The sequence below is a fragment of the Thalassobacillus cyri genome (assembly GCF_900107755.1).
Classification (GTDB): domain Bacteria; phylum Bacillota; class Bacilli; order Bacillales; family Halobacillaceae; genus Thalassobacillus; species Thalassobacillus cyri.
This window is the reverse complement of record NZ_FNQR01000024.1, coordinates 35,289-61,794: the sequence shown is the minus strand read 5'-3', so window position 1 is coordinate 61,794 and position 26,506 is coordinate 35,289. Positions and strand designations below refer to the sequence as shown.

Sequence of the window (26,506 nt, the reverse complement as noted above, 5' to 3'; positions counted from 1 at the left end):
TCGACTTGCATGTATTAGGCACGCCGCCAGCGTTCGTCCTGAGCCAGGATCAAACTCTCCATAAAAGTTGAGTCTGTCTTGCTCATGTTTGCACTACTAAAGTGCGTTGTTTTATTTCCTCATATAATGAAGAAATTAATTTGACGTACTGGTTGGTTCGTTCAGTTTTCAAAGATCAAATCATGGTGGGCCTGAGTGGACTTGAACCACCGACCTCACGCTTATCAGGCGTGCGCTCTGACCAACTGAGCTACAGGCCCCAATTAATTCAATAAGAAATAATGGAGCGGGTGATGGGAATCGAACCCACATCATCAGCTTGGAAGGCTGAGGTTTTACCACTAAACTACACCCGCATATATGATTGGAATTGTTACATCGATGGTCGGGAAGACAGGATTCGAACCTGCGACCCCTTGGTCCCAAACCAAGTGCTCTACCAAGCTGAGCTACTTCCCGTAGAATGGCGCGCCCGAGAGGAGTCGAACCCCTAACCTTCTGATCCGTAGTCAGACGCTCTATCCAATTGAGCTACGGGCGCTTAATAAAGCGACATCTTCTAATATAACATGATGTTATTTGTTAGTCAATACTTTTTATGGTGCGGCCGAGAGGACTTGAACCTCCACGGGGTGAACCCCCACTAGGCCCTCAACCTAGCGCGTCTGCCGATTCCGCCACGACCGCATGTTTTAACGAAACGGAAACAAAATTAAAATGCTGTGCATGACAGCAATAAATGAAATGGTGCGGGTGGAGGGAGTCGAACCCCCACGCCGTAAGGCACTAGATCCTAAGTCTAGCGTGTCTGCCAGTTCCACCACACCCGCATTAAATGGTGAGCCATGAAGGATTCGAACCTTCGACCCTCTGATTAAAAGTCAGATGCTCTACCAACTGAGCTAATGGCTCATTAAGTTAACAAGCATTACAACCAACTGAGCTAATGGTTCCTTACTTTATTTTATTGATTGCTGTTAAGAGACAGCAAGAATCATTATATAACTCATCGCTTTTAAAGTCAATGGTAATTTTGAAATAAAAAATGGCTGGGCCAGCTGGATTCGAACCAGCGCATGACGGAATCAAAATCCGCTGCCTTACCGCTTGGCTATGGCCCAAACACAAAATGGCGGTCCGGACGGGACTCGAACCCGCGACCTCCTGCGTGACAGGCAGGCATTCTAACCAACTGAACTACCGGACCTATGTAATTTTCAAAAATAAAAGTGACCCGTACGGGATTCGAACCCGTGTTACCGCCGTGAAAGGGCGGTGTCTTAACCACTTGACCAACGGGCCATTCTGGCAAAAAATAAAATGGCGGAGAAGGAGGGATTTGAACCCTCGCGCCGCTTACGCGACCTACACCCTTAGCAGGGGCGCCTCTTCAGCCACTTGAGTACTTCTCCACTGGCTCCACCGGTAGGATTCGAACCTACGACCAATCGGTTAACAGCCGATTGCTCTACCACTGAGCTACGGTGGAATAATGTTATTGAGTGATATCATTGCGCTTCAATCTTAAGGGTTGTGCTCGTCATTCACCGCTTTTGCATGTCTTTCTTTATGAAAGAGTACTGGTGAATTCCTCGCAAAGCTTGCTTCGAAGTTTTCTCAAAGAAGTCGGCTTCGCTACGGTGGAATAATGTTATTGAGTTATATCATTGAGCTACAATCTTAATGTTGTGCTCGTCATTCAACCCTATCATTCATCTTTCTGGCTAAATCAGTGATGTTGAATTCCTCGCAAAGCTTGCTTCGAAGATCATTCGATGAGGTAGGCTTCGCTACGGGGAAAGAATTGTATGCCTCGCTGTGTTAAAACGAAACAACAGCGACGTTAAATATATTATAATATTTCACCAAGCTTGTCAAACACTTTTTCGAAATCAATCATGTGTTTTTTGGCTTGTTTTTTTAAGGCTTATTTAATTTAACACGGGTGATAGATTTCGTCAATATTTCTTGTCATGTTTTTTTAATTTTCCACGACATTTTCCACAGCGGTACCGTTTTGTGTCGACTCTTCTCACTCTCGCATAAGATTGACCACATTTTTCACAATAATAATGATGTTTTCTTTTAGGACTTTGGGAAGGCAGTGGTGAGCAGAAACGTGGAGATCCGGTACGTTTCAGCAACTGGCGGAACTCAGGGTCCCGATGCTTGTATCCTTTCCCTTCAATATGCAAATGATAATGGCACAGCTCGTGCTTGATGATTCCAATGAACTCTTCTTCCCCTATTTCCTGTAAGAACTTCGGATTCAATTCGATCGTACGCTTGGCAGGAATATACCTTCCTCCAGTAGTCCGGAGCCTGGTATTGAAACATACATGATCAAGAAACGGTTTGTTAAAGTATTTCTCTGATATTTGATGGGTCAATTCTTCCAATTCAGCTTGTTCTAATTCCACCATATAGTCACACCACCTATACTACTTGCATATCTTATCATAGCAACTTTTATTTTTTCATCAAGGAGGTCTGCAAACCAAATGCCTGGCTGGTTAAAAAAACAGATGGCAAATGCTTTTTATCATAAAGATAAGTATCAAATAAAAATGCTCAATCAATGTTGGTTCTTTTATAAAAAAGAATATAAATAAAAGATACCAGAAATGGATACATCCTGGTATCTTTTACGTTTAACTTTGTTAAAGGAAAGAACACGAAGGCTTCCCTATTAGGACTTGGCGACAAGCCAGGTTTTTCTATGTTATTTATTAACCATTGTCAACGCAATCCTCTGTTTATCGACATCTACTTTTTCCACCCAGACGGTTACTACGTCTCCAACTGAGATCACATCCATCGGATGCTTGACAAACTTATTGGCAAGCTTGGATATATGGACAAGCCCATCTTGTTTGACTCCGATATCTACGAAAGCACCAAAATCCACTACATTACGAACCGTACCCTCTAATTCCATTCCTTCTTCCAAATCCTCCATGGCGAGTACATTCTTCTTCAGCAATGGTTTAGGCAAATCATCTCGAGGGTCCCGGCCAGGCTGAGCCAGTGCTTTGATGATATCTTGCAATGTAGGCAAACCGATATTCAGCTTTTCTGCTGTTTCCTCCGTTTCCATCCCTCTCAAATCATCGGCAAGCTGCTTCGTACCTAAATCCTTTTCACTGCTTTCGACCATTTGTAGTAAATCCCGGGCTGCCTGATAACTTTCCGGGTGGATCGGTGTACGGTCCAGGGGTTCATCACCATCCAGCACTCGCAAGAAACCGATACCTTGTTCATATGTTTTGGCTCCAAGCCTGGGGATTTTCTTCAGTTGTTTTCTGTTCGTAAACTTTCCAAGCTCCTCCCGCTGTTTCACTACATTATTTGCTACTGTCTTGCTTAAACCAGAAACATATTGAAGCAAGGAGCTTGAAGCGGTATTCACATTCACACCTACCTGGTTTACTGCTGTTTCTACAACAAAGGTCAATGACCCTTTCAGTTTTTTCTGTGTGACGTCGTGCTGGTATTGGCCGACACCAATTGATTGAGGATCGATCTTCACCAGCTCCGCCAATGGGTCTTGTACACGACGGGCGATAGAAATCGCACTTCGTTCTTCCACCTGCAGCTCCGGAAACTCTTCCCGTGCCAATGGGGAAGCAGAATAGACACTTGCTCCCGCTTCATTGACAATCATATAAGCAATGTTGAGATTATGTTTTTGAATCATATCGGCAATGAACTGTTCCGTTTCTCTGGAAGCTGTTCCATTTCCGATTGCGATCAATTCAATTGGATGCTTCTCTAAAAACGAGAGCAATATTTTTTCTGCCCCTTTTGTGTCGTTCTTTGGTGGTGTAGGGTACATGACAGAAACTCCATGGACCTTCCCGGTTTCGTCAATGACCCCCAGCTTACACCCCGTACGATAGGCTGGGTCCACACCCAGAACTGTTTTACCCTTTAACGGCGGCTGCAGCAGTAAGCTTCGCAAATTTTGGGAAAAGACTTCAATCGCTTGTTCTTCCGCTTTTTCAGAAAGGCTGTTGCGGATCTCCCTTTCCACCGAAGGCTCGATCAGGCGTTTATACCCGTCCTGGATAGCAGAAGCTAAAAAGTCACGTAAATCCTGTGCTGTAGAATTACGAATGACTTTACGTTCAAGATAAGTGATGATGCTTTCTTCGGGAGGATTTATAGATACTTTGATAATCCCTTCTTTTTCTCCCCGGTTCAAAGCCAGCACACGGTGGGAAACGATTGCTCGCACCGGTTCCTGATAATCATAATACATTTCGAAGACGCCTTTTTCATCCGCTTCCGCATCCTTTGCTGCGGACTTGATCGTACCTGACTGAAAGGTTTTTTGACGGATATTCTCCCGATATTCAGGATCATCAGCCATCCACTCTGCAATGATGTCATTGACTCCTGCCAGGACGTCTTCCGCCGTATGTAGCTCGTTTTCTTCAGAGATATATGCCGCAGCTTCTCCCGCAAGGTCCATTACTTTTTGCGTACATACTTGTTCCGCTAATCGTTCCAACCCTTTTTCTTTAGCAACAGTAGCACGTGTGCGGCGTTTTTGTTTATAAGGACGGTATAAGTCCTCTACCTTTTGAAGCTGTGATGCTTTTTCTATATCTTTGCGCAATTCGTCTGTAAGTTTTCCTTGTTCTTCGACCAGACGAATTACTTCCTCTTTACGCTGGTTTAAATTCTGAACATAGTTCCACTTATCTTCAATGGTTTTAATTTGAACTTCATCCAGCCCGCCAGTCATTTCTTTTCGATATCTGGCTATGAATGGTACGGTGTTTCCATCAGCAAGCATATCAATTACTTGCTGTACAGCTTTTTCAGCAACATTTGCTTCTTTGGCCACCCATTGCGCCGGTGACGTTTTTACACTTTGTTCACTCAACGTGCAACCTCCTCAAACAATACATATCTTCTCTATTCTAACAAACTTTAGCGATAAGTTTCTGCATTGACTAAAAAGGACCCTATCCCTGGAAAAAGTGAGATAAGGCCCCTTCAATCATATTTCATGGCAATTAACGTCGTATCATCATCCCTGACATCGCCATTTTCATTTTCATACTGTTTCACAATGCGATCCACGTTGAAATCATGAAATAGTTTAGATGAAAGCTGTCGTTCATTCACACCATCGGAGAACATAATGAACACTAAACCGCGTTCCAGTTTTCCGTAGACGACACGCATTTTTTTCGGATAACCAGTGAGGTAACCGGCTAACGGTATGTTACGTTTCTTTCGGCCTTCACTTGTCACCGTCATGATTCCAATATTACCAATCGAGGAATAGGAATAGGTCTCGGTAGGAAAATCAATCTTCAATATGCCCAGGACTACCCCCCGCTTACTCATAAGCGCTTCGTTGCATTTTTTAATCAAGGCTTCGATAGACAAGTCTGGAAAGTCTTCAATGACATCCATGACAGCCTGGGAAGATTCTTTGGCTAGTTCCCCACTGCCAAGCCCGTCAGCTATCGCGCAAACAAATGATTTATCCGTTTCTTTATAGTAATAACTGTCCCCGCAATAATAGTTTCCCTTTTTAGGCTTTTGATACGCTGCAATTTTTACACGACGTACTTCATTACTCAATAGAAAGCCTCCGAAGATTCGGATTGCAGGGCTTCACGGAGTTTCCTTAGCGCTCGGCGCTGTAGCCTGGATACATGCATCTGCGAAATCCCTAATTGCTCACCGGTATCCTTCTGGCTCATATTTTCAAAATAGGTACACTGAAGAATTTCTTGTTCGCGTTCGGATAAGATAGGAAGCACTTTCTCTAAAAGCATCTGCTGGTCAATTTGATCATAACCAGACTCCTGATTGCCGATCAAATCTAAAATCGTCACGGTGCTGCCGTCCGAATCTGCTTCAATTTTCCGGTCAACAGACAATGCTTTGTAGCTCTTGCCCATTTCCATCGTTTCCAACACGTCTTCTTCAGATACTTCTAAATATTCAGCGATCTCTAACACAGAAGGTGAACGCTGTAATTGAGTGGTTAATTCTTCTGCTGCTTTTTTAATTTTCGGTCCTAATTCTTTAATTCGTCTCGGTACATGCACACTCCAGGTTTTATCTCGGATAAAACGCTTGATTTCACCAATAATCGTTGGAATGGCGAAGGATTCAAATGATTTCCCGAAAGACGGATCATACCTGCGAATAGCTGCCAAAAGACCTAACATCCCAACTTGAGCAAGGTCTTCATGAATCGAGCTGTTTTTTGAATATTTTCTAGCTATGGATTCAACCAGGTCCTTATATGCTAATACCACTTTTTCCTGGACTTCTTCATCTCTAGGGTTTTCCTGGAGATAAGCAATCCATTGGTATACTTCATCTTCCCCTTTATTGTGTTGTTGAGATCTGGTCGCCATCTTGACCCACCTCATTCTCAGATAGATACTTTGTCATAAGTACTATGACTCCATATCTGCTGCTGATCTCCACCTTATCCATCAAGGCGTCAATCAAAAACAACCCGAAGCCTCCTTCGCGCAGGTCTTCGATAGCATCATTTTGTTGGTAAGGACCGATATCTTTTTTAACATTGGAAAGATCAAAGCTTCCACCATGGTCTGCCACCATAATTTCCAGACGATCACTATAAACGCCGAATCCAATAGTGATTTCTCCTTCATCTGTTTCCTTGTATGCATGTTTAACAGCATTCGTAATCGCTTCTGAAATGGCGACTTTCAAATCTTCAATATCTTCATAGGAAAAACCCATACGATTGGCTATACCAGAAGTGCTCAACCTCACCACACCTACATACTCAGGCTTAGCAGGCACCTTCACTTCAACAAAATCAAATGGTTCCATAGTTAAATTCCACCTTGTACTGTAGAGTCGATGTTCATGATCTCGGTAAGCCCGGTGATTTTGAAAAGACGGTGCACACGCTCTTGCATATGAACCAGTTTCAATTCGGAATCATGTTCTTTGGTTGACTTCAAAGCACTGATGAAAACACCAAGACCGGTACTATCCATATAGTTGACATTATTCAGGTCAACTTCCACTGTTTTACCTTCTTCTTTTGTCAGGGGTAACAGTTCTTCCTTCAGTTTCGGAGCGGTAAACGCATCGATTTCTCCTGAAAGGCTGACCACTGATTTATGTTCTTTATTCGTTACATCTATCGTTAAGTTCAATTAACTCATCCTCCTATTTAGAAAATGGTGCATCAGATGACATTTACCCACTATAAATGTGTGTTAAACATCTCTTCTAAGTACCACGAGGGTAAAATCGTCCCTTAACTGAAAATCCTGTAACTTTTCAAAATGCTTGTACACTTGTTCCACCATTTCCTGAGCAGGTAAATGCATATATTCCTTAATGATTTCAAGAACTTCTTCCGGCTCTATGAATCGGTCGCCCTGACGACATTCCGTTACGCCATCGGTCAACATGATGATCATATCACCAGGATCAACCTGCTTTTCATTTTGTGGATATTCTGCATCTTTGGTAACCCCGAGCACAAGTCCCGGAGCATCCATTTCGGAGAACTCTCCTTGTTCATGGTGGTAATAATACCCTGGCTCATGCCCAGCAGATGAATAATAGAACTTATGGTCTTTTGGATCATACAATCCATAAAACATAGTGATGAACATGCTGGAATCGACATTACGTTCCACCACTCGGTTCAAGCTTTCTAAAATAACACTAGGTTCCATACGCTTATGCGGAAAACTGTCCATGGAATATTTGATCATAGACATACATAGCGCTGCTGGAACCCCTTTACCAATTACATCCGCTATACCGATTCCCAAGGAACCTTCCTGGTCCTGGACAAAATGATGATAATCTCCATTCATCTGTTTCGCAGGTACGCTGATAGCTCCAATATCTATCCCATCGAAATCGGGTTTGTTTGTAGAAAGCAATGTCTTTTGCATATTAGCAGCTACCGATAATTCGGATTTCAACTCAAGCTGCTTTTCTCTTAAAGCTTGATGTTCTTGATATGCCAGCCCATAAGAAATCATAGTTTCAAGAAGGAAATTCATTGAAGCCTGGATATCAGCAGGCATTTCAGGGTATATTTCCTGTAACGACTGTACATGAATATTAATGATTTCTTCTGGCGAAATATTGTGCTGCATCGAGTGTTTACTGAATTGTTCAGCTTGATATAAGGCTTGTTCATCCTTAGTTCTGATATATTCTTTCAATAATTCCTTATAATTTTCAAGGTCAAGCTTCAAGGTGCTCATCGTTTAAACCTCCTTTAACGGAGCCATTTTACAACTTTAATTTCTGTGCCTCTTCCTTGCTCTGAGACAATATCAAATTCATCCATCAATCTTTTGACACCAGGAAGTCCTGCTCCGAGTCCCCCAGAGGTGGAAAAACCGTCTTCCATTACCTGGCTCAACTCTTCGATGCCAGGCCCCTCATCTACAGCGATGATACTCAACCCTTTATGGTTCATATCATCAATGGCCTCAAAACAAACCTTCCCACTTCCTGCATATAAATATATATTTCTTGCTAATTCTGAAATGGCAGTCGCGATACGCGCTTGGTCGACCGTACCGAAGCCGATCTTTTTAGCGATGTCCCGTCCCAATTGACGAGCCCCGACTATATCCCATTCCTTTTTAATATTGACACAGGATTGGAAGTCCATGCGCTTATTCCTCCAATTCCTGACGAAGTTTGATCAACCCTTGTTCTAAGTCTAATGCCGTCGGTACATCCTGCATGTGAATACCAAGGTCGATCAACGTCATCGCAACAGCTGGCTGAATACCAGTCAATACAACTTTGGCGCCCATCAGATCTGACATGGTAACTACATCCCCTAGCACCTTCGCGATGAATGAGTCGATGATATCTACAGAAGTCAGATCGATGACAACACCCGTAGCCCCACTGGAGTGGATTTTATTTAGTAGATCTTCTTGAAATTGAATGGCTGTCTGGTCATCCAAATCAATCTGAATCGAGATCAGCAAGTAATTATGAAGCTTTAAAATAGGAATTCTCACAGCCTTCACTCCCCATCTAGTGAATCGATTAGTTTTTCAATGCTTTCGTCCTTTTCCTCTGTGGTGACTATCTTACGGTTGGTAAGTTCAAGCGCCGATTGGAACCCCTTGCGCAAAGAACTTTTTGTAGGGAACTTCGTCAAATCAATCCCTAGGTTTACAATTGTCTGGGCAATCTCAGGACGGATACCCACTAAAATACAAGTAGATCCAATCAGCCTTACCGCTTCGGCTGCCTGGATGATATGGTGGGCAACCATAGTGTCTACCACTGGCACCCCTGTAATATCAATCAGCACGACATCTGCATGGTGTTTGATGACTCCATCCAATAAGTTCTCCATAATCAGCTTCGCGCGTTCTGTATCAATCGTACCGATCAATGGCATGACCGTAATGTTTTCCATAACAGGAATCAACGGGGCAGATAACTCTTGCAGAGCCACACGCTGCAGGGAAACAATATGTTCCCAGCTTCCGGAATATTCGTTGACCAGTCTATTGATGATTGGCCCTACCCAGGCATCCACCTTTTGCATCACTCTGGATAAGTATTCCGAGTCGACTTTGTCTGATTGGCTAAGTATAAAATCAATAGTCACTCTGCGAAACACTTGCATTCCGTCTGTCAAATAACTCAATGGCCAGCCCAAGTTGATCAGCCGTTCTGAAAAATCATCCAACTCCGAGCTTAACCCCTGGTTTTCAATGCTGGAAAAAATGACGTTCACAAACTCTCGGTTTGTACTTTCGAATAATTCATCAGAGATAGTAGAAGTGTATTCCTTATTTTTATTGCTTTGAACCTCTTCCAGCCACATCTTGACAATATCATTACTATTTTCAAGCACAAGGCTCTTTAATTTGGCATCCATGTTAAACCCCCGCAAAATTCACCATTATATTTTAGTTTATTAAACATTTTCCCATGAATCGTACCCTTAATCAAATAAAAACACCTTTTTACCCTTTTTTGGCATATATGCAACTTGGTTCGACAGAATTCCAAACAACTTATTATGTATCCCTATACTACTATAAACTCGCATAAAATAGAGTTGATTTATAATAAATGAAAAAAAGGAGTCAATTATATACGAAAAAACCGCCCGTTTACGGAGCGGTTTCATCAAAACGCTATCAAACCAAGACTGATCTGCAACGCCTCATCCACGCGTTTCATCATCTTTTCATCTAATTGCGTTATTTTATCTGTGAGCCTTTGTTTATCAATTGTCCGTATCTGTTCCAGTAATATTACTGAATCTCTTTCAAAACCATATTTTTCAGCATTAATTTCGACATGTGTCGGGAGTTTGGCTTTTTGTATTTGCGCTGTGATGGCAGCCACGATGACTGTAGGACTGAAACGATTGCCGATATCGTTCTGGAGAATGAGCACAGGGCGGACGCCGCCTTGTTCTGACCCCACCACAGGGGATAAATCAGCGAAATATACGTCGCCGCGTTTGACTATCAAATCTTCACACCCCGCTCACTAGGCGTTCTAGGGTGTTCTCCGCCTCCTCTTCAGCCTGAAAAGCTTCCGAAGCTATATTAAGATTGATTTTTGCCATCTCCACGTAGCCGTTTCGCATGGATTCTCTGATATGGCGCTTTTTCTTCTCCCGCAAATACATTTTCGTTGCTTGATACATGAAATCGCTCCAATCCCCGTTCTCGAGTTGCACTACCCCATCCACTTCATTCAACATGCTTTGAGGAAGTTTGATTGTGATTTCCTGCAGATTGTCGGACAAGACCATCCACCTCCACCATCCACTTTTGTAAAAAACCAGTCTATAATTCCATTATCATATTACCACTCTATCGGTAGCATTGCAAAGGGCTTCCGGTATTTTTTCCTAAAAATGTGTTTTCCTAATTGTGATCGAGGGTATAGGAATATATTGCCACAATGCATCGATTTAACTCGTCACTGCGTTTTTTACCTCAATGAGCTCCCCGCTGTCATAATAAATTCTTGGAACACGTGAACTGATGATGCATGGTATCTCATAATTGATGGTGTCCAAATAAGCTGCTACTTCATCCATGGAAATTTCTTCATTTCCCTGCCTGCCAATCAACGTAACCTTCTCACCTGTCTCATACGGCTGATCAAGTTTGACCATAAACTGATCCATGCAAATTCTACCTACAATGGGCATACGTTTGCCGTCAATGAGTACATCTATCCCTTGCAACTGTCTGATCCACCCATCTGCATAACCCAGCGGAACCGTACCGATCCATTCATCTTCTTCCGCACAATAGGTGGCTCCATAACTGATGCAGTCTCCCTTTTTCACCTGCTTGACATGGACAAGGCTGCTATGGAGGGAAAAGGCAGGTTGAAGCTCAATCGGCCGTTCGGCTTTTACCACTGGCGATGGATATAAGCCATATAAACTGATTCCAAAGCGGAGCATATCTTCTTGCTGCCCCGGAAATCGTAAGCTTGTTGCACTATTACTCGAATGGAAGACAATCGGCTTTGGCCAAACCCCTTCTAAATATGCCCTCATATCTTTATATAAACGCCGCTGACGCTCAAAATAAACAAAATCTTCCTCATCTGCAGTAGCAAAGTGGGTAAATACCCCTTCTAGTACTAAACGATCATCATCAAGCTCCGCTAATAAGCTTTCCAATTCATCCAGGGTACGTATTCCTACCCTTCCCATCCCTGTATCCCATTTCATGTGCAATTTCAGGGGGCAAGGCAATTCCACCCTTTTCACTTCCTGTACCCATTCCTTTTGAAAAAAGGTCACTGCAATATCATGCGCAGCGGCGAGGGGGGCATCCTTGCTTCGAATCCATCCCATAACCAATATCGGAGCGGTGATGCCATGCTCCCTGAGCCGCAACGCTTCATCAAGCAGTGATACTGCCAGGGCGTCGGCTCCAGCTTCTAGAGCCGCATTGGCAACTTGGACATCACCGTGCCCATATGCGTTAGCTTTAACGACGGCAAATATCTTTTTTTCTTTCGGAATATGCTTTCTTAATTTTTGGATATTATGCGAAATCGCGTCCAGGCGGATTTCCACCCAGGAATCACGATAAAAAGTTTCGATTGCCAAGGCTGTGTTCTCCTCTCAAATTCCTTTCATCTATTATTGAATGATGACACCGCCCTGTCAAACCTATCGTACTATTCCCATTTCTTGACTCTCCCTCAAAAAAATAAAAGCAGACCCACTGAGCCTGCCCAACACAAATTATTTTTCTGCCTGCTCATAGACAGAGCTTGCCACTGCAATCATTTCTTCTTTCGTCAATGATTCACTGGCTAAGCGGAAGTTCATCCCTTTATAATTCCATTCCAGCATATTTTCACTTTGTGCCCCGACGGTAAAACCTAAATTGACAGGTTCTCCTTGAACGGGAACAACATCCGAAGTGCTCACCGTTTGTACTTCTGCTTGTTCCTCAATCAGAGTGAAATTCCTCTCTCCTTCAAAAGTCATGATGATGCGTTTTCCATTCTCAAGATCCACTTCTTGCTTTTCTGTCATCTTTGCCCCTAGCTGCTCCGATGGATACCGTACAGTGAACGTTTGATCTTCTTCCATATTCATTACTGGCACTTCACTTTGGACAGCAGCCATGTTCTTTTGCACTTCGAAGTCTTCTTCCTTGAATGATGGGTCTTTCGTGAAATTAGAGAATTGGACTTCTACCAACGCTTGCATATCCTGATCATAGACTTTTACAAGCACAGGCTGATAGGATTTCTTCTCAAAATAGATTTCCTGATAAGGAAGGGATTTGCTATTTTGATAGTTTGTTTTCGTCTTGAACACGTAATAGTCATCCATAACCGTAAACGTAGATTCCGGATCTTTCATGATGTCCTGGACTAAAGATTCATATAAATAAGGCTGACTGCTGTTTTGCGGCCAATCACTTTGGAATTTAAAGCTTTTATTCAGTGCTGGAGTCAATACATAAACACCATCTTTATTCTTCAATATGACTTGACTGCCTTCTTCATCCTGATCGTGCTGCAGCTTTACACGGTAGAAATCTTTTTTCTTATGCCATACTTCTATATGATATTTTTGTTCCTCTTTCCCCGTATTCATCGTCATGGTGGCGTTTGTTTTGTAGCCGCTCATCTTCTCGACTTGCTCTTCCAGATTTTGGACCACATCTTCTTTTGATTTTTCTCCACATGCAGTGAGCAGGATGAAGAACAGTGAAGCGAATATGATCAATGCACTACGTTTCTTCATGAATTCAACTCCTTTGTCTCATTTCGAGGACAAAGGGAACGCGCTCACCCGATTAAATTGAAAATGTACGAAAAGATTGGGATAGACCCTCAATAAGGTCAGTTGCTAACAAGTCTGATTGGGAATACCTTTCCCCTGTAAGCAGTTCAGCTGTTTTTCCATGCAGGAAACACCCATTGCACAACGCTTCGGAAATGGACTCTGATTGCATAACCAGCGCAAGCAGAATACCGGACAAGACATCGCCGCTGCCTCCCTTAGCCAATCCTGCGTTTCCAGAACTTTCCACCACCTGTGTGCCATCAGGTGCCGTAATAATGGTTGCCGGCCCTTTTAAAACTAAATAAACCCCATGGCTGCAAGCAAATCGCCGCCCCCTTTCAAAGGGCCTTGCCAGCAATTCAGGTACCGTAATTCCTAACAGACCAGCCATCTCACCAGGATGTGGCGTAAGGATCGTAGGTCGATTTCGATTCTTTAAGACCTCTAAAAATTCTTTCAAATGGTGGAGACCGTCCGCGTCAATCAGTACGGGAACATCGGCTTCTTCCATCACTTGTCTTACGATCTCCTGCGAAGCGTTTGACCTGCCCATCCCCATCCCAAGGGCAATTGCATCAAAGTTGGAGAAATCCACATCCAGCCTTCCCGCCAACATACCATTGACTTCTTTAGCATCAACAGCAGTAGCTTCTGGTATATGGGAAGAAACCGATGGCCAGGCGCTACCAGGAGATGCCACCGTTGCCAGTCCAGCTCCAGACCGAAGCGCGGCCCGCGCAGAAAGAGCTATCGAACCTGGCATCAGGTAGGAACCTCCGATTAACAGTCCTTTGCCATGTGTTCCTTTATGGGAAAAAGGATTCCGCTTTGGAAGAGATGCTATTGCTTTATATCTTTCCCATAGCGATTGAGAAGGCTTATTCAGTTTCAGAGGCGGCAGACCGATTTCTACGACCTCCCATTCTCCATAAAATGGAGCGGTGTGCTGCAAAAATACACTCATCTTTGGGGCAGCAATAATGCAAGTATAGTCCGCTTGTAAGCCATCAAATTCAGTTACGCCTTCGTCAGCCGGTACTCCTGTCGGAATATCGACAGCGATTTTATAAGCTTGCGTTTGATTGACGTAGGCCACAACTTGATCGAATGGGGACTTCAGTTTACCTTCGACTCCAATTCCAAGCATGGCATCAATCACCACATCTGCCTGATCCAGCTCGCGGAACAATTGATTCACTTCTGTGAGGTGGTCAAGTTCATAACCCGCCCCCAGATACAATTGCTTATGGGCCAGAGCATCCCCTTTGATTTTTTCATCAGGGACAAGCTGCCAGGCTTTAACCGCATACCCTTTGTTCAATAATGTCCGGGCGATGACGAAACCGTCTCCTCCATTATTGCCTGCACCAATCAGCACGATAATGTACTGGTCGCTTCGTACCTGCTTTTCTACTTGTCCAGCTACTGCCCTGCCGGCATTTTCCATCAAAAGCTTTCCGTCCATTCCGGCTTCTTCTATTGATTTTCGATCCCAATCGTACATTTCTTTTGCGGTGACAATATACACTATCGTTCCCTCCTACCCGCATTAAACTATATGAGACAACCTATTCATTTATGCAGAACGCTTCTACTCTTCTAAAACAACCTGAGCTATGGCATGATGGCGGCTATGTGAAATAGAAACCCAGATATTCAAATGCTCATATCCACTTACACTCATTTTAGGAGCCCCTTGTTCTGTGCGGAAAATTTCAATATCTTGAAAGCTCACTTTTCCAATCCCCGTACCCAAAGCTTTTCCAACTGCTTCTTTGGCAGCGAAACGTCCGGCTATGAATTCTACCTTCCGTGCTCCGTTTTTATACGAGGCTAACTGCAATTGCTCCTTTTCAGTCAATATCCTTTGTACAAACCGGTCATTACGCATTATAATTTCATTAATTCGTTTCAACTCTATAAGGTCGATTCCGATTCCTTTAATCATTGTACTCTTCCTTTTTCCCTTGATGATTTCAGTATAACCGAAATAGTGAAAGGGAAAAAATATAACCCCGTCCAGGCTTGCATAGTCTATAATAATGTCACTAACAAAAAAAGGGGATGGAACATGTTTCTTCGTACTGAAAGTTTTAAAGAATTTCTGCGTTTTTATCCGATCGTCTCCACCCTGGTGGCCATCCACCTTATTTTATGGATGCTGATCGACCTGTTTCAATTCGGCTTCGCCCTGGATTGGCTTCATGCAGGTATAGGACTTAATATCGCTATATCTTCAGGAGAATACTGGAGGTTGGTGACTCCCATCTTTTTACACAACGGTCTTGGACATGCGTTTTTCAATTCCTTTTCACTGGTGTTGTTCGGTCCGGCACTTGAACAAATGCTCGGCAAAACCAAATTCATCGTCACCTACTTGTTTGCAGGGATCATCGGTAATGCAGCTACATACTTATTCAATCCGGATTCGTATATCCCTCACCTCGGAGCTTCAGGAGCGATTTTCGGCATCTTCGGTGTCTACTTATTCATGGTTGCCTATCGGAAAAACATGATCGACCAGGCTAATTCTCAGATTGTCATGGTCATTTTCGTCATCGGTCTTGTCATGACATTCGTACGCCCGAACATAAATATTCTTGGTCATATCGGCGGTCTGGCCGGTGGCTTTTTTCTCGCACCGTTCGTGTTGAAAAATGCCCGTCCTTTTTCTATCTGGAGAAACAGCAGAACCACTAATCAGGGAGATGTTTCATTCAATCCGAATCGCTGGAAAAAGAGCCGCTTTCCATGGAAGAAAATACTCACCTATTTATTATGGGGCGGCATCATTATCCTGGTGATATTCGGACTGCTCGGTAGAATGACTTGAAAAAGGCAGCCTGTTATGGCTGCCTTTTGTTTGAGGTTTAAAAATCTTCTCCTGTCATCGTACACATGAAACTTTTATAAAACGAAAAATAATCGAATTGAAAGGCGATCCGGTGCCGCTTTTTACTTGATGGAAATGTTACATAAGACCGTATGTCCGCAATGGTTTGCCCCCGATGGATCCCTTCCCGAGCTGTCACCACATTCACCGGCAGCACACGGTAACTGAACATAGTATCATCATTCGCGGCCATGACCGGAAGTAAGTCATGGATGGGACTTCCAATTATTCCCGGATCTCTGTTTTTATAAAAATCATAATAATAATCCACTAAGGTTTTAACAATTTTCGTCTTTCCTTTATAGGCTATGTAATCAGACATCGCAGGCGTAATAATCGCATAGTCGGTGACATTCAATGGAAAAATGGTGACATTATCGGCATAAGTGAAAACAATATCAGCCGCAATCGGATCAGCATGAATGTTGGCCTCAGAGACTGCAGTGACATTTCCCGGTACCCAAAAAGCTCCGCCCATTATATAGTAATTCTTCACTTTTTCCATCAGCGATTGATACAAGATGAACATGGTTGCCAATGAGGTCAACCTTCCGACATTAATAATCACTAATTCATCCTCATACTTTTCGATCAAACGGACGATCTCAAAAAAATTTTCTATAATACCTTCATAAACCCCTGGAATAATAGGTCCTAACCCATACTCTCCATGAATTTCCTGATAAAAAGTGGGCTGTTCGCCGGTCATTGGCGTTTCTGCTCCTCCGATAACTTTTATCTTTCCCTTCAAGTCGAATAGATCCAGTAGGTAATGGACACTGGAAATCGCCGCTTCCCTGGGTACATTACCATAATCAGCTACAACTCCTACCAGTTCAACTTCTTCATTCAAATGTGAATAAATAAGAGCCACAGCATCATCAATTCCTATGTCCCCAAAAAATAAAGCTTTCACTGACATCCAGCTCACCCCTTATCTGGTTAATTCAGGAAACCCTTATACCATTTCATGTAGGCTGGATTCATTTTATGTATAATTAATGGAAAATTAGGCATAAAGACAGACAAGTCAGGGTCTTTCCCCCCTGCCTGCAACCAGTCCATTATTCCCGGGAAGCTACTCACTTTTTTCTGTATAGAAGCTATGGCACCTTGCTGGTAATGAAGTTCGACTAAAACGTTACGTCCTCAAATATCCTGTCATTTTCTGTGAAAGTACATCCCCAAAAAAAGTGCTAGTGTGCCAACCGCACAACAAGAAAAAGACCTGCCGAGCGCTATGCCGGCAGGTCTTTAAAGATTCTATTTCTGATTTTGGTTGCGGCCGCCGCGTTTTTGGTTGAATTTACGGTTACGTGAATTCTTACGGTTGAAGTCGCGCTTTTTATCATTTCGGTTATAAGGCTTTTTCTTGCCTTTATCATACTGTGCCTTTTTCACACTGATCGGCTGGACACCAGACAGACGGACTGGTGTTTCACGACGTTCTTTCGTCATCATTTTCAATGCTGCTGCTACAATGTCCATAGAATCATGCTGTTGCAGTAATTCGTTGGCTGCCTGGTGGTAAGCCTTGAGATCACTGCTTTCCATAGTTTTAAGCAGCTTATCAACAGCTACCTGCTGCTGACCACGCTGAGCTTCATCATTTGAAGGAACATCAAGACGATCCACTTTTTTCTTTGTCAACTTCTCGATTAAATGCAATTGAGCTTTTTCACGATGCGTGATGAAAGAAATTGCTTTACCTTGGCGTCCAGCGCGTCCTGTTCTACCGATACGGTGGACGTAACTTTCCGGATCTTGTGGAATGTCGAAGTTATACACATGGGATACTTCAGAAATATCCAGTCCACGAGCTGCAACATCGGTTGCGACTAGAATTTCAACTCTTCCTTGTTTGAACTTATTCAATACGGACATACGCTTTCCTTGAGTCAAATCACCATGGATTCCTTCTGCACGGAAACCGCGTGTTTGCAAGCCATCAGTCAACTCATCAACACGGCGTTTTGTCCGACCGAAGACAATAGCCAGTGCCGGAGCCTGGATGTCTAACAAGCGAGTAAGCGCGTCGAACTTTTGGCGCTCCTGCAGTTCTACAAAGTACTGCTCAATGTTTTCCACAGTCATCTCTTTCGCCTTCACCTTAACCTCTTCAGGTTTCTTCATCAAGGTAGAAGCGATATCACGAATCGCTTTTGGCATGGTAGCTGAGAACAACAACGTCTGTCTTTGTTCCGGGATAGCTTTCAGGATATCTTTGATATCATCAATAAATCCCATGTTCAGCATTTCATCCGCTTCATCCAGTACGGCTGTATGCACGTTAGCCAGTTTGATGGTTCTGCGACGGATATGATCCAACAGGCGTCCTGGAGTCGCTACCACAATCTGATTTTGGTCTTTCAACGCACGAATTTGACGATCCATGTGCTGTCCGCCATAGATTGGCAGGGCACGGACCCCTTTGAATTTACCAAGACGGTTGATTTCTTCCGCTACCTGGATAGCAAGTTCACGGGTAGGCGCAACAACAAGCCCCTGGATATCGTTACGATCCTGATCGATTTTTTCGATCATCGGAATACCGAAAGCTGCTGTTTTACCTGTACCTGTCTGCGCCTGCCCGATGACATCCCGGCCTTGCATAGCGAGTGGTATTGTTTCAGACTGTATCGGTGTAGTTTCTTCAAAACCCATCTGGTCTAAAGATTTCAACACCGGTTTAGTTAATCCTAATGAATAAAATGTAGTCACGTTCTTTTCATACTCCTTTAATGTAAAATCTTTTGTACTATTTCTATTGTAAGTCACGTAAAAAAAGCCTTTCCCCCTTACGGAAGAGGCTGCCGCTCCACTTGTCCGATAGATTCATCCATCATAACATACGACCATTTTTTATTCTACCTATTTTTCAGATGCTTTTCAAACAGATGAATGATAAAATGGTAAAAAAAATGATGTAACAAGGAGGGGTCCAATGGATAAGCCTCCATTTAATCCATATATTGCTGTTTTTATCGGGGTTATTTCCGTTTCCACAGCAGCAATTTTTGTAAAGTTGGCGGCAGGAGCTCCAGCTTCTATTATTGCTAATTATCGCCTGTTATTCGCTGTTTTAATCATGAGTCCCTATGTACTATGGAAATATAGGGATGAGTTTCGCAAGATTTCTAAACTGGACTGGCTATTAGCATGCTTTGCTGGTATTTTTCTCGCTCTCCACTTCATTTTGTGGTTTGAGTCACTAAGTTATACATCAGTAGCCAGCTCGGTTGTTCTGGTGACCATGCAGCCGATCTTCGCTTTTCTCGGAACTTTTATCTTTTTTCAGGAAAGATTCACCGCCGGCGCTCTTTTAAGCATGGTAATCACCCTGACAGGAAGCGTGATCATCGGATGGGGTGATTTCCAAATCAGCGGAATGGCATTACTTGGAGATATTCTCGCACTGCTTGGCGGCGCGATGGTTACAGGTTATTTCCTTTTAGGTCAAAACTTACGCAAACGTTTATCCCTAATGACTTATACCTTTGTTGTCTATGCGATGGCATCGGCAGTATTAATTATCTACAACCTGCTTTTACAGCATCCATTCACCGGATATCCGGCTGGTCATTGGTGGATCTTCCTGGCCCTCGCCATCATCCCGACCTTTTTTGGACACACCATGTTCAATTGGGCACTGAAATGGCTGAGCACTTCAACGATATCGATGAGTATTCTGTTCGAACCACTAGGCGCAACCATACTGGCCTATATCATATTAGGTGAAATGATTACCTGGGCTCAATGGCTTGGCGGTACAATCGTCATATTTGGCTTGATGATGTTCATTTTCAGCACCACTAAAAAAGTAGCCCCAAAATTGACACGATTAAGTAAAAATAACCAAACGAATCAATAATTAACTGGAGAGCGGGTGTTAAGATGACTATTCAAATGATCATTGATGGAGGAGCAGATGTTCCTAAAAGCTTGATCGAAAAATACAAGCTGAAAATCGTTCCATTGAATCTACATTTTGGAGATGAACAATATAAGACGGGAGAAACCCTGGATCTCTCGCTCTTTTATGAAAAGCTAAAACAATCGGAGGAATTGCCGCGTTCTTCTGCACCAAGCCCTTATGACTTTTATCAAGCTTGCAAAAAAGTGGGTAAAGACCGCCCTATCCTCGTGCTGGCAATGACGAAAGGTTTGAGCAGTACTTACGAGAGCGCTGTTATGGGTAAGGATATGCTATTAGACGAGGAACCCGAACGGCAAATAATCGTATTGAATACAAAAACCGCTTCTTGTGGGGTAGCACTGCTCGTACAAGAAGCAGGAAAGAAAATCGAAGAAGGATCTGGCCTGCAGCAGCTTGCCTCCCATATGGAAGAACGGATAGAAAAAACAACTACACTTTTTATCCTGCAGACGCTCGAAAACGTCATCAAAGGTGGCCGACTCGACAAAGTAAGAGGTACCATTGCTAAAACATTGAATATTAAACTATTGTTGAAAGCAAGCGATGATAAAGGTGACATTGAAGTGATTGAAAAGGTCCGCGGAAACAAAAAAGCATTCCGGAGATTCGTTGAGCAAATCGGTGAATATGCCAACAACTTTGAGGATCGTGTAATCTCCCTCTCTCACTGTAACAGTGCAGAATCGGGTCGCTCGACCTTGAACGATATTAAAACCAAGTATAATTTCAAAGACAGCCTTTTTATGGAGACCGGGCCTTTGATCTCCACTTATGCTGGCGAAGGCGGACTCGTCATCGCGTTCTTCAAAGACTAATATTAAAAAAGCCTGGCTGATGGGCAATATACCCAACAGCCAGGCTTTATCATTAATTTCGATTAGCTTTTTTCGGTTCCATGGTATCGTTCATAATCCGGCTGGGGAGATAGCAATGCGAATATACCTGCAGTAATTGGGAAAATCATTGTCAAAATGATAACTTCCTGATACCCGCCAAGCCAATCATAAAATATCCCGAAGGGTAACGGACCTAATGCCGATCCGGTGACCATTACGGTCTGTGCCAACCCTTTGATACTGCCCAGATGCTCGCGGCCAAAGTAATTTGGCCAGACTATATTCAGTACAATACGTTCAAATCCGTTGACAATTCCCCACATCACCCCAAAAGCGATTGCAAGCCACCAGGCATCTGTAAAATACAAAATGCCGAGGGTCAACAGGTGACCCAAAAAGGTGATGGCTAAAATATAATGCACCTGAAACCGGTCAACCAGATAACCTACAATAAAGGTGATAGGGAAACCGACCACAGCCATCAACGTAAGAACTGTAGCCGCGATTTCAGGTGATTGGCCTTTTTGCCCCATAATGGAAACAATATGGAAGGTTACGGCAGTATTTACAAGCGCAGGCACACTGACACAAAATAAAATGAACCAGAACGCCCTCGTTTTCATCGCTTCACTGATCGTCCAGCTTTTCTCGTTGACATCCACATTCGGATTCAAATCTTTGTTCTTTTCTCTCGCTCTCGGGTTTCCATCAGGAATTTCACCAATCATTTTCGGCTGGTTCCGGACGAAGAAGAAAGCTGCCGGTACAAATATCACCAATACCAGCACTCCCCATAACGTCCAGGTCGAACGCCACCCAATCGACTCGATCAAAAAGGCATTGACCGGCGGAAATGCTGCTGAACTGGCGAATCCCCCGATGGCCATGACACTCAGAGCCCGTCCCCTTTTTCCAATGAACCATTGCGGGACTAACGTATTAGGAACTAATGTCATCGATCCTTGTCCGAACAGACGAATCATAAAAAAGCCGAGAAACATCATAATCGGCCCAATTAACATCGCATTCCAGAAGGCAGCAAATGCAAGCAGGATCCCTATCGCTGTCATCATATAACGCTGTCCGAAGCGATCCACAAGTCGCCCCATCATAAAAAGTGTGAAGCCTGCTAATAAAGTGGCTCCTGAATAAATACCTGACACGGTTGAACGTGAGTAGCCAAAATCTTCTATGTAATAATCAATGAATATCGATATCGAATACGTTTGTCCAGGTCCCGAGAAAAACACACCCATAGCTGCTACAAAAACAATAATCCAGCCATAGAAAAAAGGTGGATTTACCGGAGCTTGATCATTACTCCATTTCATCATGCTCCCCCTTGATTATCGTGTTAAGAATGAAATCACTGTCTCGAATAACTCCTCTTTATCTTTACCATGGCAAATCAAATGCTTCGATTCATTTAAAAAAACGAGCTGCTTATCTTCGGAGGGAATTTCCTGTTCCAAGTAAATTGCCGCTTTATCGGGGACCATCTCATCCTGCTTCCCTTGGACGATCAAAACCGGATTGTGGATGTCCTTTAAAAAAGGCCTGGTAAACTGAACGCATTTAACAAACTCTACCGACGACGGAAAAGGCGTCTGTTTCAATTTATTCTGATAGTGGAGGAACAGTTCATTTTCTTCCAAACTCCCCCTGAAAGCCTCTGTTAGAAAGCCAGTAAGATCCTTATACATTTGCGGTACGCTGATATATTTTCCTGCAGCTGATAATAAAACGAGACGATCCACTTCATGTTTGGCTGACAGATAAGAAGCAATCATGCCTCCCATTGAAAAACCGATAATATATACTTTATCACAAGTTTTCTTTAGTTCAAGATAAGCAAGTTCAGCTGTTGCGATCCATTCCTGGTAATAGTGACCTTTCAAATCCAGCTCTCTGCCATGACCTGGGAGCGTAGGGACTTCAAATTTCCAATCGGTCCTTTGCTCCAGGTAATCCACTAATGGCTGTACTTCATATGGCCCTCCTGTGTAACCGTGAATACATAAACAACCGATCATGTTTGTCCCTCCTTCTGATAAATAAAAAAAGTAAAATAAGTAAGCGTACAAGGCCTTGCCCTGCACGCTTTTAGCGCATTCCTTTAATGAACCCGCCTATACCTTTCATCAACGGGGAGAGCTGATTGGCAGTTTGTGCTACTTGGCCGACAGTCTTCATCATTTTATCCATATCAATCTGCCCATTTTGATCCTGAAAGTAACCGATCATGTTCTTAGGATTTACGCCGTTGTTATAGAAAAAAGGCTGACTGCCGTATCCACTTTGCATATGATTCTGCTGCTGCGGAAACATCGGCTTGGTGTAATATTCAAAAGGGTTTCCCGGCGCATGAGGCATATTCCAGCTTTGCGGGTAACCATATGGGTTTTCTCCCATCATCGGCTGTTGCTGGTAAGGATACGGGTAGAATGGTTGCTGTTGATAATTTCTGTCCGAATAGGAAAACATAAAATCACCTTCTTCCTTCTTTCTAACAACAGCCTATGTTTACTTAGCAGAAAGGTGATTGGGAGAGGTTGAAATCATGTTTTCTACAAAAAAAAGACAAGTGATGAACAATCACTTGTAATACAAACATATCGTATTGTCATCGTTGAGGATTAAAAGAAATATCATTATATATTCCAAGCTTCCTTTGCAACTTCCCTTTTTGGAAACCAAGGACTTGTTCTCCATCTATGAAAGTTGCAGGCGTGCCATAGATTTTCTGACTTTGCAGTTCTTTAAAATGCTCCTTATTTTCTGATACATTCTTTTCCCTGAAATTAACGTTCCATTCTTTCAACTTTGAAACAACTTTTTCACAGTGTGAACAATTATTGCTGACGTAAACGACAACATCATGCTTCGTCATCGGTGTGCCCCCTATAATTCCGAGTAGTACTATATCACTGCTCTAATGCAGTGCCTAGTATATAATACATATCTACCCCGTTTCAACAGAGGCTAAACCTTTTCCAGAAATTTTTAATATAAAAATAATACCCGTCATCCTACCGTTACAAAAGGCTGCTCCTAAAAAGGAACAGCCCCTTTTGTGTTGGTCTTTTTATTAATAGGCCAATACTTCTTCCAGCTGCGTGTCTCCTTCTAATATTTCAAAGGTTTCATTCTCAGCTCGTGGCACGCTTAACAAATATGCCAGCGTTTCCGCTACATCTTCACGGGAAATATTTCCGAATTTGTGCAGTTTTTCATCCAAGCTGATTTTTCCTGTTCCAGGATTATTCGTCAAACCACCCGGTCGTACGATGGTGTAGTTCAACCCGGAATTTCTCAAATGTTCATCCGCCCGATGTTTTGCAAATAAATAATGTTTCATTCCTTCTGGTCCTGCGTCCGGCTGGTCAGCTCCCATCGAGCTCAATAGGATGTAACGCTGTACTCCAAACCGTCTGGCCAGATCAATGGATTTTATCGCACCTTCCTGGTCGATCAGCACCGTTTTATCCGGGCCGGTATGCGGGCCGGAACCTGCTGCAAAGATCACTGCATCCACACCGTAATAGGCAGAAGTAAAGTCCCCTTCTAAGTCACCTAGTACCGTATCTACTCCTGCTTCTTCAAATTGGGGCACTTGATTGGTATCTCGCACCATCGCTACAGGTACATGTTCTGAATCCTTCAATTTATCGATAAGTAACTTGCCAACCTTTCCATTGGCACCAATAACTAATACACGCATAATAACGTCCTCCTTCGAAAAATGACTCACATCTATACTTCCCCTCTTAAAAATTAAATAAACAAACAGGAAAAATCCGGGAATCTATCGAATTATAACGAAAGAAAAGAGGAAGGAGACGTTTAAATGGCCAACACCTATTTCTTTACAGGCTTTCCTGGATTTCTTGCTTCCCATCTGATAGATGAAATCATCCATCAAGGTTATCCAGTAGACAAAATATATTTGTTATTCGTTAAAACAACAAAAAAACAAGCAGAAGCATCACTCCAGAGGCTTATTAAAGAAACCTACTTGACCGAAGATAAGTTTCATTTGATCGAAGGGGACATCACTGACCCTGGACTTGGAATCGATGATGACAAGTCCGCACAGTTAAAAAATGAAGTGACCCATTTTTTTCACTTAGCCGCTATCTATGATCTATCCGTACCGTTAACTCCAGCATGGCAGGTAAATGTGAATGGAACGAGACATGTCAGTGAGTGGGTGAAACAGGCAAAGAACTTAGAACGCTATATTTATTACAGTACAGCCTATGTATCAGGTAAACGCTCAGGTGTCATTTACGAAAAAGAACTGGAGCATGAAGCTGGTTTTAAAAATCATTATGAGTACACTAAATATGAAGCAGAACGTTTAGTTCAATCAGTGAAGCATGAGGTTCCAACTACAATCATCCGTCCCGGTATCGTCGTAGGTGATTCAAAAGAAGGTACCACCGCTAAATTCGATGGACCATATTTCATCCTTAATATGCTCGCACATATGAGTTACGCTCCCCTACTTCCTTACTTCGGAAAAGGGCAGGTAGAGGTGAACCTGGTGCCATGGGATTATGTAGTCCGTGCAACTATTCATCTTAGCCATCATAATGTCGGTTCAGGGAAAACCTATCATCTGACCGATCCATCGCCATTGACAGCCAGAGCTATCTATAAGCTCTTAGCCAAATCTTACCTTTCCAAAGAGCCGAGCTTTACCGTACCGCTAGGATGGGCCGGAAATACGTTAAAACTGCCTATTTTCCGCAAGTGGTTAGGCATGCCAAGGGAAGCTTTAGACTATTTCACTTGCGATAGTCATTATGATGCTTCACAAGCTCTAAGAGATCTGGAAGGCACTCCTATCAAATGCCCTGACTTCACGAGTATTCAGGAACAGCTTGTCAAGTACTATAAAGACAATAGAAATGCTCCCGGTAAACAAGTATCTATACACTGACAGGGCTATTAGAAAAACTCAGCTTGTCACCAAGCATTTATGGTGAAAGCCTTAGTATTTACTAATAATTCAACCCTTTAACAAAGTTAAATTTCCTTAAAGTACAAAAAGGCCGACACAGAAACTGTGGCGGCCTTTAGCTAATGAACTTCATCTTGTTAACTTGCATTTTTCACTATCCTGCGAATCTGCCTCACTTGTTTGAAAGGAAAAGCGAGCGAGGGCATGTAGATCGAAAATGGAAGCATTACTAGCCCGATAAAAAATATTGGTACTTGGATTTGCTGCATGCCTGAGCTTGGCGCGATAGCATTTGCATCAGGCTGGAATGTTAGAAAATCCCGATACCACCCCAGCCAGTGAACTCCTTCGCTGTAAAAAAGTCCGACCAATAGAATTCCATTCATAATCAGCAAGGAAATCATGGGGATATGATACATCATGGGTACCTGCCTCTTTTTCGCACCTTCCTCATATTTCCATATCATTCCCATTAGAAATACAGCAACAGAGACATACGGGAAAATCATCCATATCACAAGACCAGATAAGTTCATGTCGGCCACGATACCCTCTCCCTTTCAAAGGT

At 43.0% G+C, this 26,506-nt stretch carries 29 protein-coding genes, 12 tRNA genes and 1 rRNA gene; 5 read left to right on the top strand and 37 right to left on the bottom strand.

All coding sequences use genetic code 11. The features are described 5' to 3' along the window. From BLV00_RS20085 to BLV00_RS20020, 14 genes are all read right to left on the bottom strand, one after another. A 16S ribosomal RNA gene (locus tag BLV00_RS20085) occupies window positions 1-65 on the bottom strand; the annotation flags it as partial. A 118-nt stretch (window positions 66-183) separates the two neighbouring features. Continuing rightward, window positions 184-260 (bottom strand) — tRNA-Ile (locus BLV00_RS20080). A 22-nt stretch (window positions 261-282) separates the two neighbouring features. Further along, window positions 283-356: transfer RNA gene (locus BLV00_RS20075), tRNA-Gly, on the bottom strand. 26 nt (window positions 357-382) lie between these two features. Beyond that, window positions 383-459, bottom strand: a tRNA-Pro gene (locus tag BLV00_RS20070). A gap of 5 nt (window positions 460-464) precedes the next feature. After that, window positions 465-541, bottom strand: a tRNA-Arg gene (locus tag BLV00_RS20065). A 58-nt stretch (window positions 542-599) separates the two neighbouring features. Beyond that, window positions 600-687: transfer RNA gene (locus BLV00_RS20060), tRNA-Leu, on the bottom strand. 58 nt (window positions 688-745) lie between these two features. Next, window positions 746-830: transfer RNA gene (locus tag BLV00_RS20055), tRNA-Leu, on the bottom strand. A gap of 6 nt (window positions 831-836) precedes the next feature. Further along, window positions 837-912 (bottom strand) — tRNA-Lys (locus tag BLV00_RS20050). A gap of 134 nt (window positions 913-1,046) precedes the next feature. Further along, a tRNA-Gln gene (locus BLV00_RS20045) sits at window positions 1,047-1,121 on the bottom strand. Window positions 1,122-1,130: 9 nt separating this feature from the next. Then, window positions 1,131-1,207, bottom strand: a tRNA-Asp gene (locus tag BLV00_RS20040). 23 nt (window positions 1,208-1,230) lie between these two features. Continuing rightward, window positions 1,231-1,302, bottom strand: a tRNA-Glu gene (locus BLV00_RS20035). 19 nt (window positions 1,303-1,321) lie between these two features. Then, window positions 1,322-1,412: transfer RNA gene (locus BLV00_RS20030), tRNA-Ser, on the bottom strand. Between the two features lie 2 nt (window positions 1,413-1,414). Next, window positions 1,415-1,489, bottom strand: a tRNA-Asn gene (locus BLV00_RS20025). Window positions 1,490-1,958: 469 nt separating this feature from the next. Further along, complete coding sequence (locus BLV00_RS20020) at window positions 1,959-2,423, bottom strand: SprT family protein (protein ID WP_093046718.1); 465 nt, start codon at window positions 2,421-2,423, stop codon at window positions 1,959-1,961. 78 nt (window positions 2,424-2,501) lie between these two features. Between BLV00_RS20020 and cmpA the strand changes: the two genes are divergently transcribed. After that, entirely contained in the window at window positions 2,502-2,612 is a 111-nt protein-coding gene (gene cmpA / locus BLV00_RS20015; RefSeq protein WP_085505089.1) for a cortex morphogenetic protein CmpA, read from the top strand. Window positions 2,613-2,722: 110 nt separating this feature from the next. Here cmpA and BLV00_RS20010 read toward each other — a convergent pair whose 3' ends face one another. The 15 genes from BLV00_RS20010 to acpS all read right to left on the bottom strand — a co-directional run bounded on the left by BLV00_RS20010 (window position 2,723) and on the right by acpS (window position 15,254). Beyond that, window positions 2,723-4,891, bottom strand: coding sequence for a Tex family protein (locus BLV00_RS20010; protein WP_093046717.1), 2,169 nt, complete (start codon window positions 4,889-4,891; stop codon window positions 2,723-2,725). A 113-nt stretch (window positions 4,892-5,004) separates the two neighbouring features. Then, window positions 5,005-5,601, bottom strand: coding sequence for a SpoIIE family protein phosphatase (locus BLV00_RS20005; protein WP_093046716.1), 597 nt, complete (start codon window positions 5,599-5,601; stop codon window positions 5,005-5,007). Next, a complete protein-coding gene (sigB, locus tag BLV00_RS20000; RefSeq protein WP_093046715.1) occupies window positions 5,598-6,389 on the bottom strand; it encodes an RNA polymerase sigma factor SigB in 792 nt (263 codons plus the stop codon). Before sigB ends, BLV00_RS20005 begins: the two co-directional genes overlap by 4 nt. Beyond that, window positions 6,361-6,837 carry an anti-sigma B factor RsbW gene (rsbW, locus tag BLV00_RS19995; RefSeq protein WP_093046714.1) on the bottom strand — a complete coding sequence of 159 codons (477 nt, stop codon included), beginning with the start codon at window positions 6,835-6,837 and terminating at the stop codon, window positions 6,361-6,363. Before rsbW ends, sigB begins: the two co-directional genes overlap by 29 nt. Window positions 6,838-6,839: 2 nt before the next feature. After that, entirely contained in the window at window positions 6,840-7,169 is a 330-nt protein-coding gene (locus tag BLV00_RS19990; RefSeq protein ID WP_028785213.1) for an STAS domain-containing protein, read from the bottom strand. A 63-nt stretch (window positions 7,170-7,232) separates the two neighbouring features. Then, window positions 7,233-8,243 carry a PP2C family protein-serine/threonine phosphatase gene (locus BLV00_RS19985; RefSeq protein ID WP_093046713.1) on the bottom strand — a complete coding sequence of 337 codons (1,011 nt, stop codon included), beginning with the start codon at window positions 8,241-8,243 and terminating at the stop codon, window positions 7,233-7,235. A 14-nt stretch (window positions 8,244-8,257) separates the two neighbouring features. Beyond that, window positions 8,258-8,659 (bottom strand): anti-sigma regulatory factor, encoded by a 402-nt coding sequence (locus BLV00_RS19980; protein ID WP_093046712.1) that lies wholly within the window; start codon window positions 8,657-8,659, stop codon window positions 8,258-8,260. Window positions 8,660-8,663: 4 nt separating this feature from the next. Next, window positions 8,664-9,020 carry an STAS domain-containing protein gene (locus tag BLV00_RS19975; protein WP_028785210.1) on the bottom strand — a complete coding sequence of 119 codons (357 nt, stop codon included), beginning with the start codon at window positions 9,018-9,020 and terminating at the stop codon, window positions 8,664-8,666. 5 nt (window positions 9,021-9,025) lie between these two features. Further along, window positions 9,026-9,895 carry an RsbT co-antagonist protein RsbRA gene (locus tag BLV00_RS19970; protein ID WP_093046711.1) on the bottom strand — a complete coding sequence of 290 codons (870 nt, stop codon included), beginning with the start codon at window positions 9,893-9,895 and terminating at the stop codon, window positions 9,026-9,028. A 254-nt stretch (window positions 9,896-10,149) separates the two neighbouring features. Continuing rightward, window positions 10,150-10,500 (bottom strand): type II toxin-antitoxin system PemK/MazF family toxin, encoded by a 351-nt coding sequence (locus BLV00_RS19960; protein ID WP_028785208.1) that lies wholly within the window; start codon window positions 10,498-10,500, stop codon window positions 10,150-10,152. Window positions 10,501-10,504: 4 nt separating this feature from the next. After that, window positions 10,505-10,786 carry an antitoxin gene (locus BLV00_RS19955; protein WP_093046709.1) on the bottom strand — a complete coding sequence of 94 codons (282 nt, stop codon included), beginning with the start codon at window positions 10,784-10,786 and terminating at the stop codon, window positions 10,505-10,507. Between the two features lie 162 nt (window positions 10,787-10,948). After that, window positions 10,949-12,109: an alanine racemase gene (gene alr / locus BLV00_RS19950; protein WP_093046708.1), complete on the bottom strand. Its 1,161-nt coding sequence runs from the start codon at window positions 12,107-12,109 to the stop codon at window positions 10,949-10,951. A 138-nt stretch (window positions 12,110-12,247) separates the two neighbouring features. Continuing rightward, complete coding sequence (locus BLV00_RS19945; RefSeq protein ID WP_093046707.1) at window positions 12,248-13,264, bottom strand: LolA family protein; 1,017 nt, start codon at window positions 13,262-13,264, stop codon at window positions 12,248-12,250. A 52-nt stretch (window positions 13,265-13,316) separates the two neighbouring features. After that, complete coding sequence (locus BLV00_RS19940; protein WP_093046706.1) at window positions 13,317-14,834, bottom strand: NAD(P)H-hydrate dehydratase; 1,518 nt, start codon at window positions 14,832-14,834, stop codon at window positions 13,317-13,319. A 63-nt stretch (window positions 14,835-14,897) separates the two neighbouring features. After that, window positions 14,898-15,254 carry a holo-ACP synthase gene (gene acpS / locus BLV00_RS19935; protein ID WP_093046705.1) on the bottom strand — a complete coding sequence of 119 codons (357 nt, stop codon included), beginning with the start codon at window positions 15,252-15,254 and terminating at the stop codon, window positions 14,898-14,900. A 123-nt stretch (window positions 15,255-15,377) separates the two neighbouring features. Between acpS and BLV00_RS19930 the strand changes: the two genes are divergently transcribed. Then, window positions 15,378-16,139, top strand: a complete 762-nt coding sequence (locus tag BLV00_RS19930; RefSeq protein WP_093046704.1) for a rhomboid family intramembrane serine protease — start codon at window positions 15,378-15,380, stop codon at window positions 16,137-16,139. 37 nt (window positions 16,140-16,176) lie between these two features. On the opposite strand, the gene BLV00_RS19925 is transcribed toward BLV00_RS19930, so the two are convergent. Further along, on the bottom strand, window positions 16,177-17,121 hold the full coding sequence (locus tag BLV00_RS19925) for a nucleoside hydrolase (RefSeq protein WP_093046703.1): 945 nt from the start codon (window positions 17,119-17,121) through the stop codon (window positions 16,177-16,179). Between the two features lie 341 nt (window positions 17,122-17,462). Then, window positions 17,463-18,920, bottom strand: a complete 1,458-nt coding sequence (gene cshA, locus BLV00_RS19920; protein WP_093046702.1) for a degradosome RNA helicase CshA — start codon at window positions 18,918-18,920, stop codon at window positions 17,463-17,465. 223 nt (window positions 18,921-19,143) lie between these two features. Here cshA and BLV00_RS19915 point away from each other — a divergent pair, with 223 nt between their 5' ends. Together BLV00_RS19915 and BLV00_RS19910 are read left to right on the top strand one after the other, a co-directional pair. Then, window positions 19,144-20,070 carry a DMT family transporter gene (locus BLV00_RS19915; protein WP_093046701.1) on the top strand — a complete coding sequence of 309 codons (927 nt, stop codon included), beginning with the start codon at window positions 19,144-19,146 and terminating at the stop codon, window positions 20,068-20,070. A 23-nt stretch (window positions 20,071-20,093) separates the two neighbouring features. Continuing rightward, on the top strand, window positions 20,094-20,951 hold the full coding sequence (locus BLV00_RS19910; RefSeq protein ID WP_093046700.1) for a DegV family protein: 858 nt from the start codon (window positions 20,094-20,096) through the stop codon (window positions 20,949-20,951). Window positions 20,952-21,013: 62 nt separating this feature from the next. Here the strand turns inward: BLV00_RS19910 and BLV00_RS19905 are convergent, their stop codons facing one another. The 5 genes from BLV00_RS19905 to BLV00_RS19885 all read right to left on the bottom strand — a co-directional run bounded on the left by BLV00_RS19905 (window position 21,014) and on the right by BLV00_RS19885 (window position 24,693). Further along, the gene (locus BLV00_RS19905; protein WP_342723181.1) at window positions 21,014-22,303 is read right to left on the bottom strand and encodes an MFS transporter; all 1,290 of its coding nucleotides are present in this window, start codon (window positions 22,301-22,303) and stop codon (window positions 21,014-21,016) included. A 15-nt stretch (window positions 22,304-22,318) separates the two neighbouring features. After that, window positions 22,319-23,005: an alpha/beta hydrolase gene (locus BLV00_RS19900; protein ID WP_093046698.1), complete on the bottom strand. Its 687-nt coding sequence runs from the start codon at window positions 23,003-23,005 to the stop codon at window positions 22,319-22,321. Between the two features lie 70 nt (window positions 23,006-23,075). Next, window positions 23,076-23,456 (bottom strand): YppG family protein, encoded by a 381-nt coding sequence (locus BLV00_RS19895; protein WP_093046697.1) that lies wholly within the window; start codon window positions 23,454-23,456, stop codon window positions 23,076-23,078. Between the two features lie 139 nt (window positions 23,457-23,595). Further along, window positions 23,596-23,862, bottom strand: coding sequence for a glutaredoxin family protein (locus tag BLV00_RS19890; protein WP_093046696.1), 267 nt, complete (start codon window positions 23,860-23,862; stop codon window positions 23,596-23,598). A gap of 198 nt (window positions 23,863-24,060) precedes the next feature. Then, window positions 24,061-24,693, bottom strand: coding sequence for an SDR family oxidoreductase (locus tag BLV00_RS19885; RefSeq protein WP_093046695.1), 633 nt, complete (start codon window positions 24,691-24,693; stop codon window positions 24,061-24,063). A gap of 126 nt (window positions 24,694-24,819) precedes the next feature. Here BLV00_RS19885 and BLV00_RS19880 point away from each other — a divergent pair, with 126 nt between their 5' ends. After that, on the top strand, window positions 24,820-25,917 hold the full coding sequence (locus tag BLV00_RS19880) for an SDR family oxidoreductase (RefSeq protein ID WP_093046694.1): 1,098 nt from the start codon (window positions 24,820-24,822) through the stop codon (window positions 25,915-25,917). Window positions 25,918-26,075: 158 nt separating this feature from the next. Here BLV00_RS19880 and BLV00_RS19875 read toward each other — a convergent pair whose 3' ends face one another. Beyond that, the gene (locus tag BLV00_RS19875; protein ID WP_093046693.1) at window positions 26,076-26,483 is read right to left on the bottom strand and encodes a hypothetical protein; all 408 of its coding nucleotides are present in this window, start codon (window positions 26,481-26,483) and stop codon (window positions 26,076-26,078) included. Window positions 26,484-26,506: the final 23 nt, after the last annotated feature.

Coding starts and splice junctions, on each gene's coding strand:
- BLV00_RS20020 (WP_093046718.1), bottom strand. CDS start 2,423: ATGGTGGAATTAGAACAAGCTGAATTGGAAGAATTGACCCATCAAATA.
- cmpA (WP_085505089.1), top strand. CDS start 2,502: ATGCCTGGCTGGTTAAAAAAACAGATGGCAAATGCTTTTTATCATAAA.
- sigB (WP_093046715.1), bottom strand. CDS start 6,389: ATGGCGACCAGATCTCAACAACACAATAAAGGGGAAGATGAAGTATAC.
- rsbW (WP_093046714.1), bottom strand. CDS start 6,837: ATGGAACCATTTGATTTTGTTGAAGTGAAGGTGCCTGCTAAGCCTGAG.
- BLV00_RS19985 (WP_093046713.1), bottom strand. CDS start 8,243: ATGAGCACCTTGAAGCTTGACCTTGAAAATTATAAGGAATTATTGAAA.
- BLV00_RS19980 (WP_093046712.1), bottom strand. CDS start 8,659: ATGGACTTCCAATCCTGTGTCAATATTAAAAAGGAATGGGATATAGTC.
- BLV00_RS19970 (WP_093046711.1), bottom strand. CDS start 9,895: ATGGATGCCAAATTAAAGAGCCTTGTGCTTGAAAATAGTAATGATATT.
- BLV00_RS19955 (WP_093046709.1), bottom strand. CDS start 10,786: ATGGTCTTGTCCGACAATCTGCAGGAAATCACAATCAAACTTCCTCAA.
- BLV00_RS19945 (WP_093046707.1), bottom strand. CDS start 13,264: ATGAAGAAACGTAGTGCATTGATCATATTCGCTTCACTGTTCTTCATC.
- acpS (WP_093046705.1), bottom strand. CDS start 15,254: ATGATTAAAGGAATCGGAATCGACCTTATAGAGTTGAAACGAATTAAT.
- BLV00_RS19930 (WP_093046704.1), top strand. CDS start 15,378: ATGTTTCTTCGTACTGAAAGTTTTAAAGAATTTCTGCGTTTTTATCCG.
- BLV00_RS19925 (WP_093046703.1), bottom strand. CDS start 17,121: ATGTCAGTGAAAGCTTTATTTTTTGGGGACATAGGAATTGATGATGCT.
- BLV00_RS19915 (WP_093046701.1), top strand. CDS start 19,144: ATGGATAAGCCTCCATTTAATCCATATATTGCTGTTTTTATCGGGGTT.
- BLV00_RS19910 (WP_093046700.1), top strand. CDS start 20,094: ATGACTATTCAAATGATCATTGATGGAGGAGCAGATGTTCCTAAAAGC.
- BLV00_RS19905 (WP_342723181.1), bottom strand. CDS start 22,303: ATGAAATGGAGTAATGATCAAGCTCCGGTAAATCCACCTTTTTTCTAT.
- BLV00_RS19900 (WP_093046698.1), bottom strand. CDS start 23,005: ATGATCGGTTGTTTATGTATTCACGGTTACACAGGAGGGCCATATGAA.
- BLV00_RS19895 (WP_093046697.1), bottom strand. CDS start 23,456: ATGTTTTCCTATTCGGACAGAAATTATCAACAGCAACCATTCTACCCG.
- BLV00_RS19890 (WP_093046696.1), bottom strand. CDS start 23,862: ATGACGAAGCATGATGTTGTCGTTTACGTCAGCAATAATTGTTCACAC.
- BLV00_RS19885 (WP_093046695.1), bottom strand. CDS start 24,693: ATGCGTGTATTAGTTATTGGTGCCAATGGAAAGGTTGGCAAGTTACTT.
- BLV00_RS19880 (WP_093046694.1), top strand. CDS start 24,820: ATGGCCAACACCTATTTCTTTACAGGCTTTCCTGGATTTCTTGCTTCC.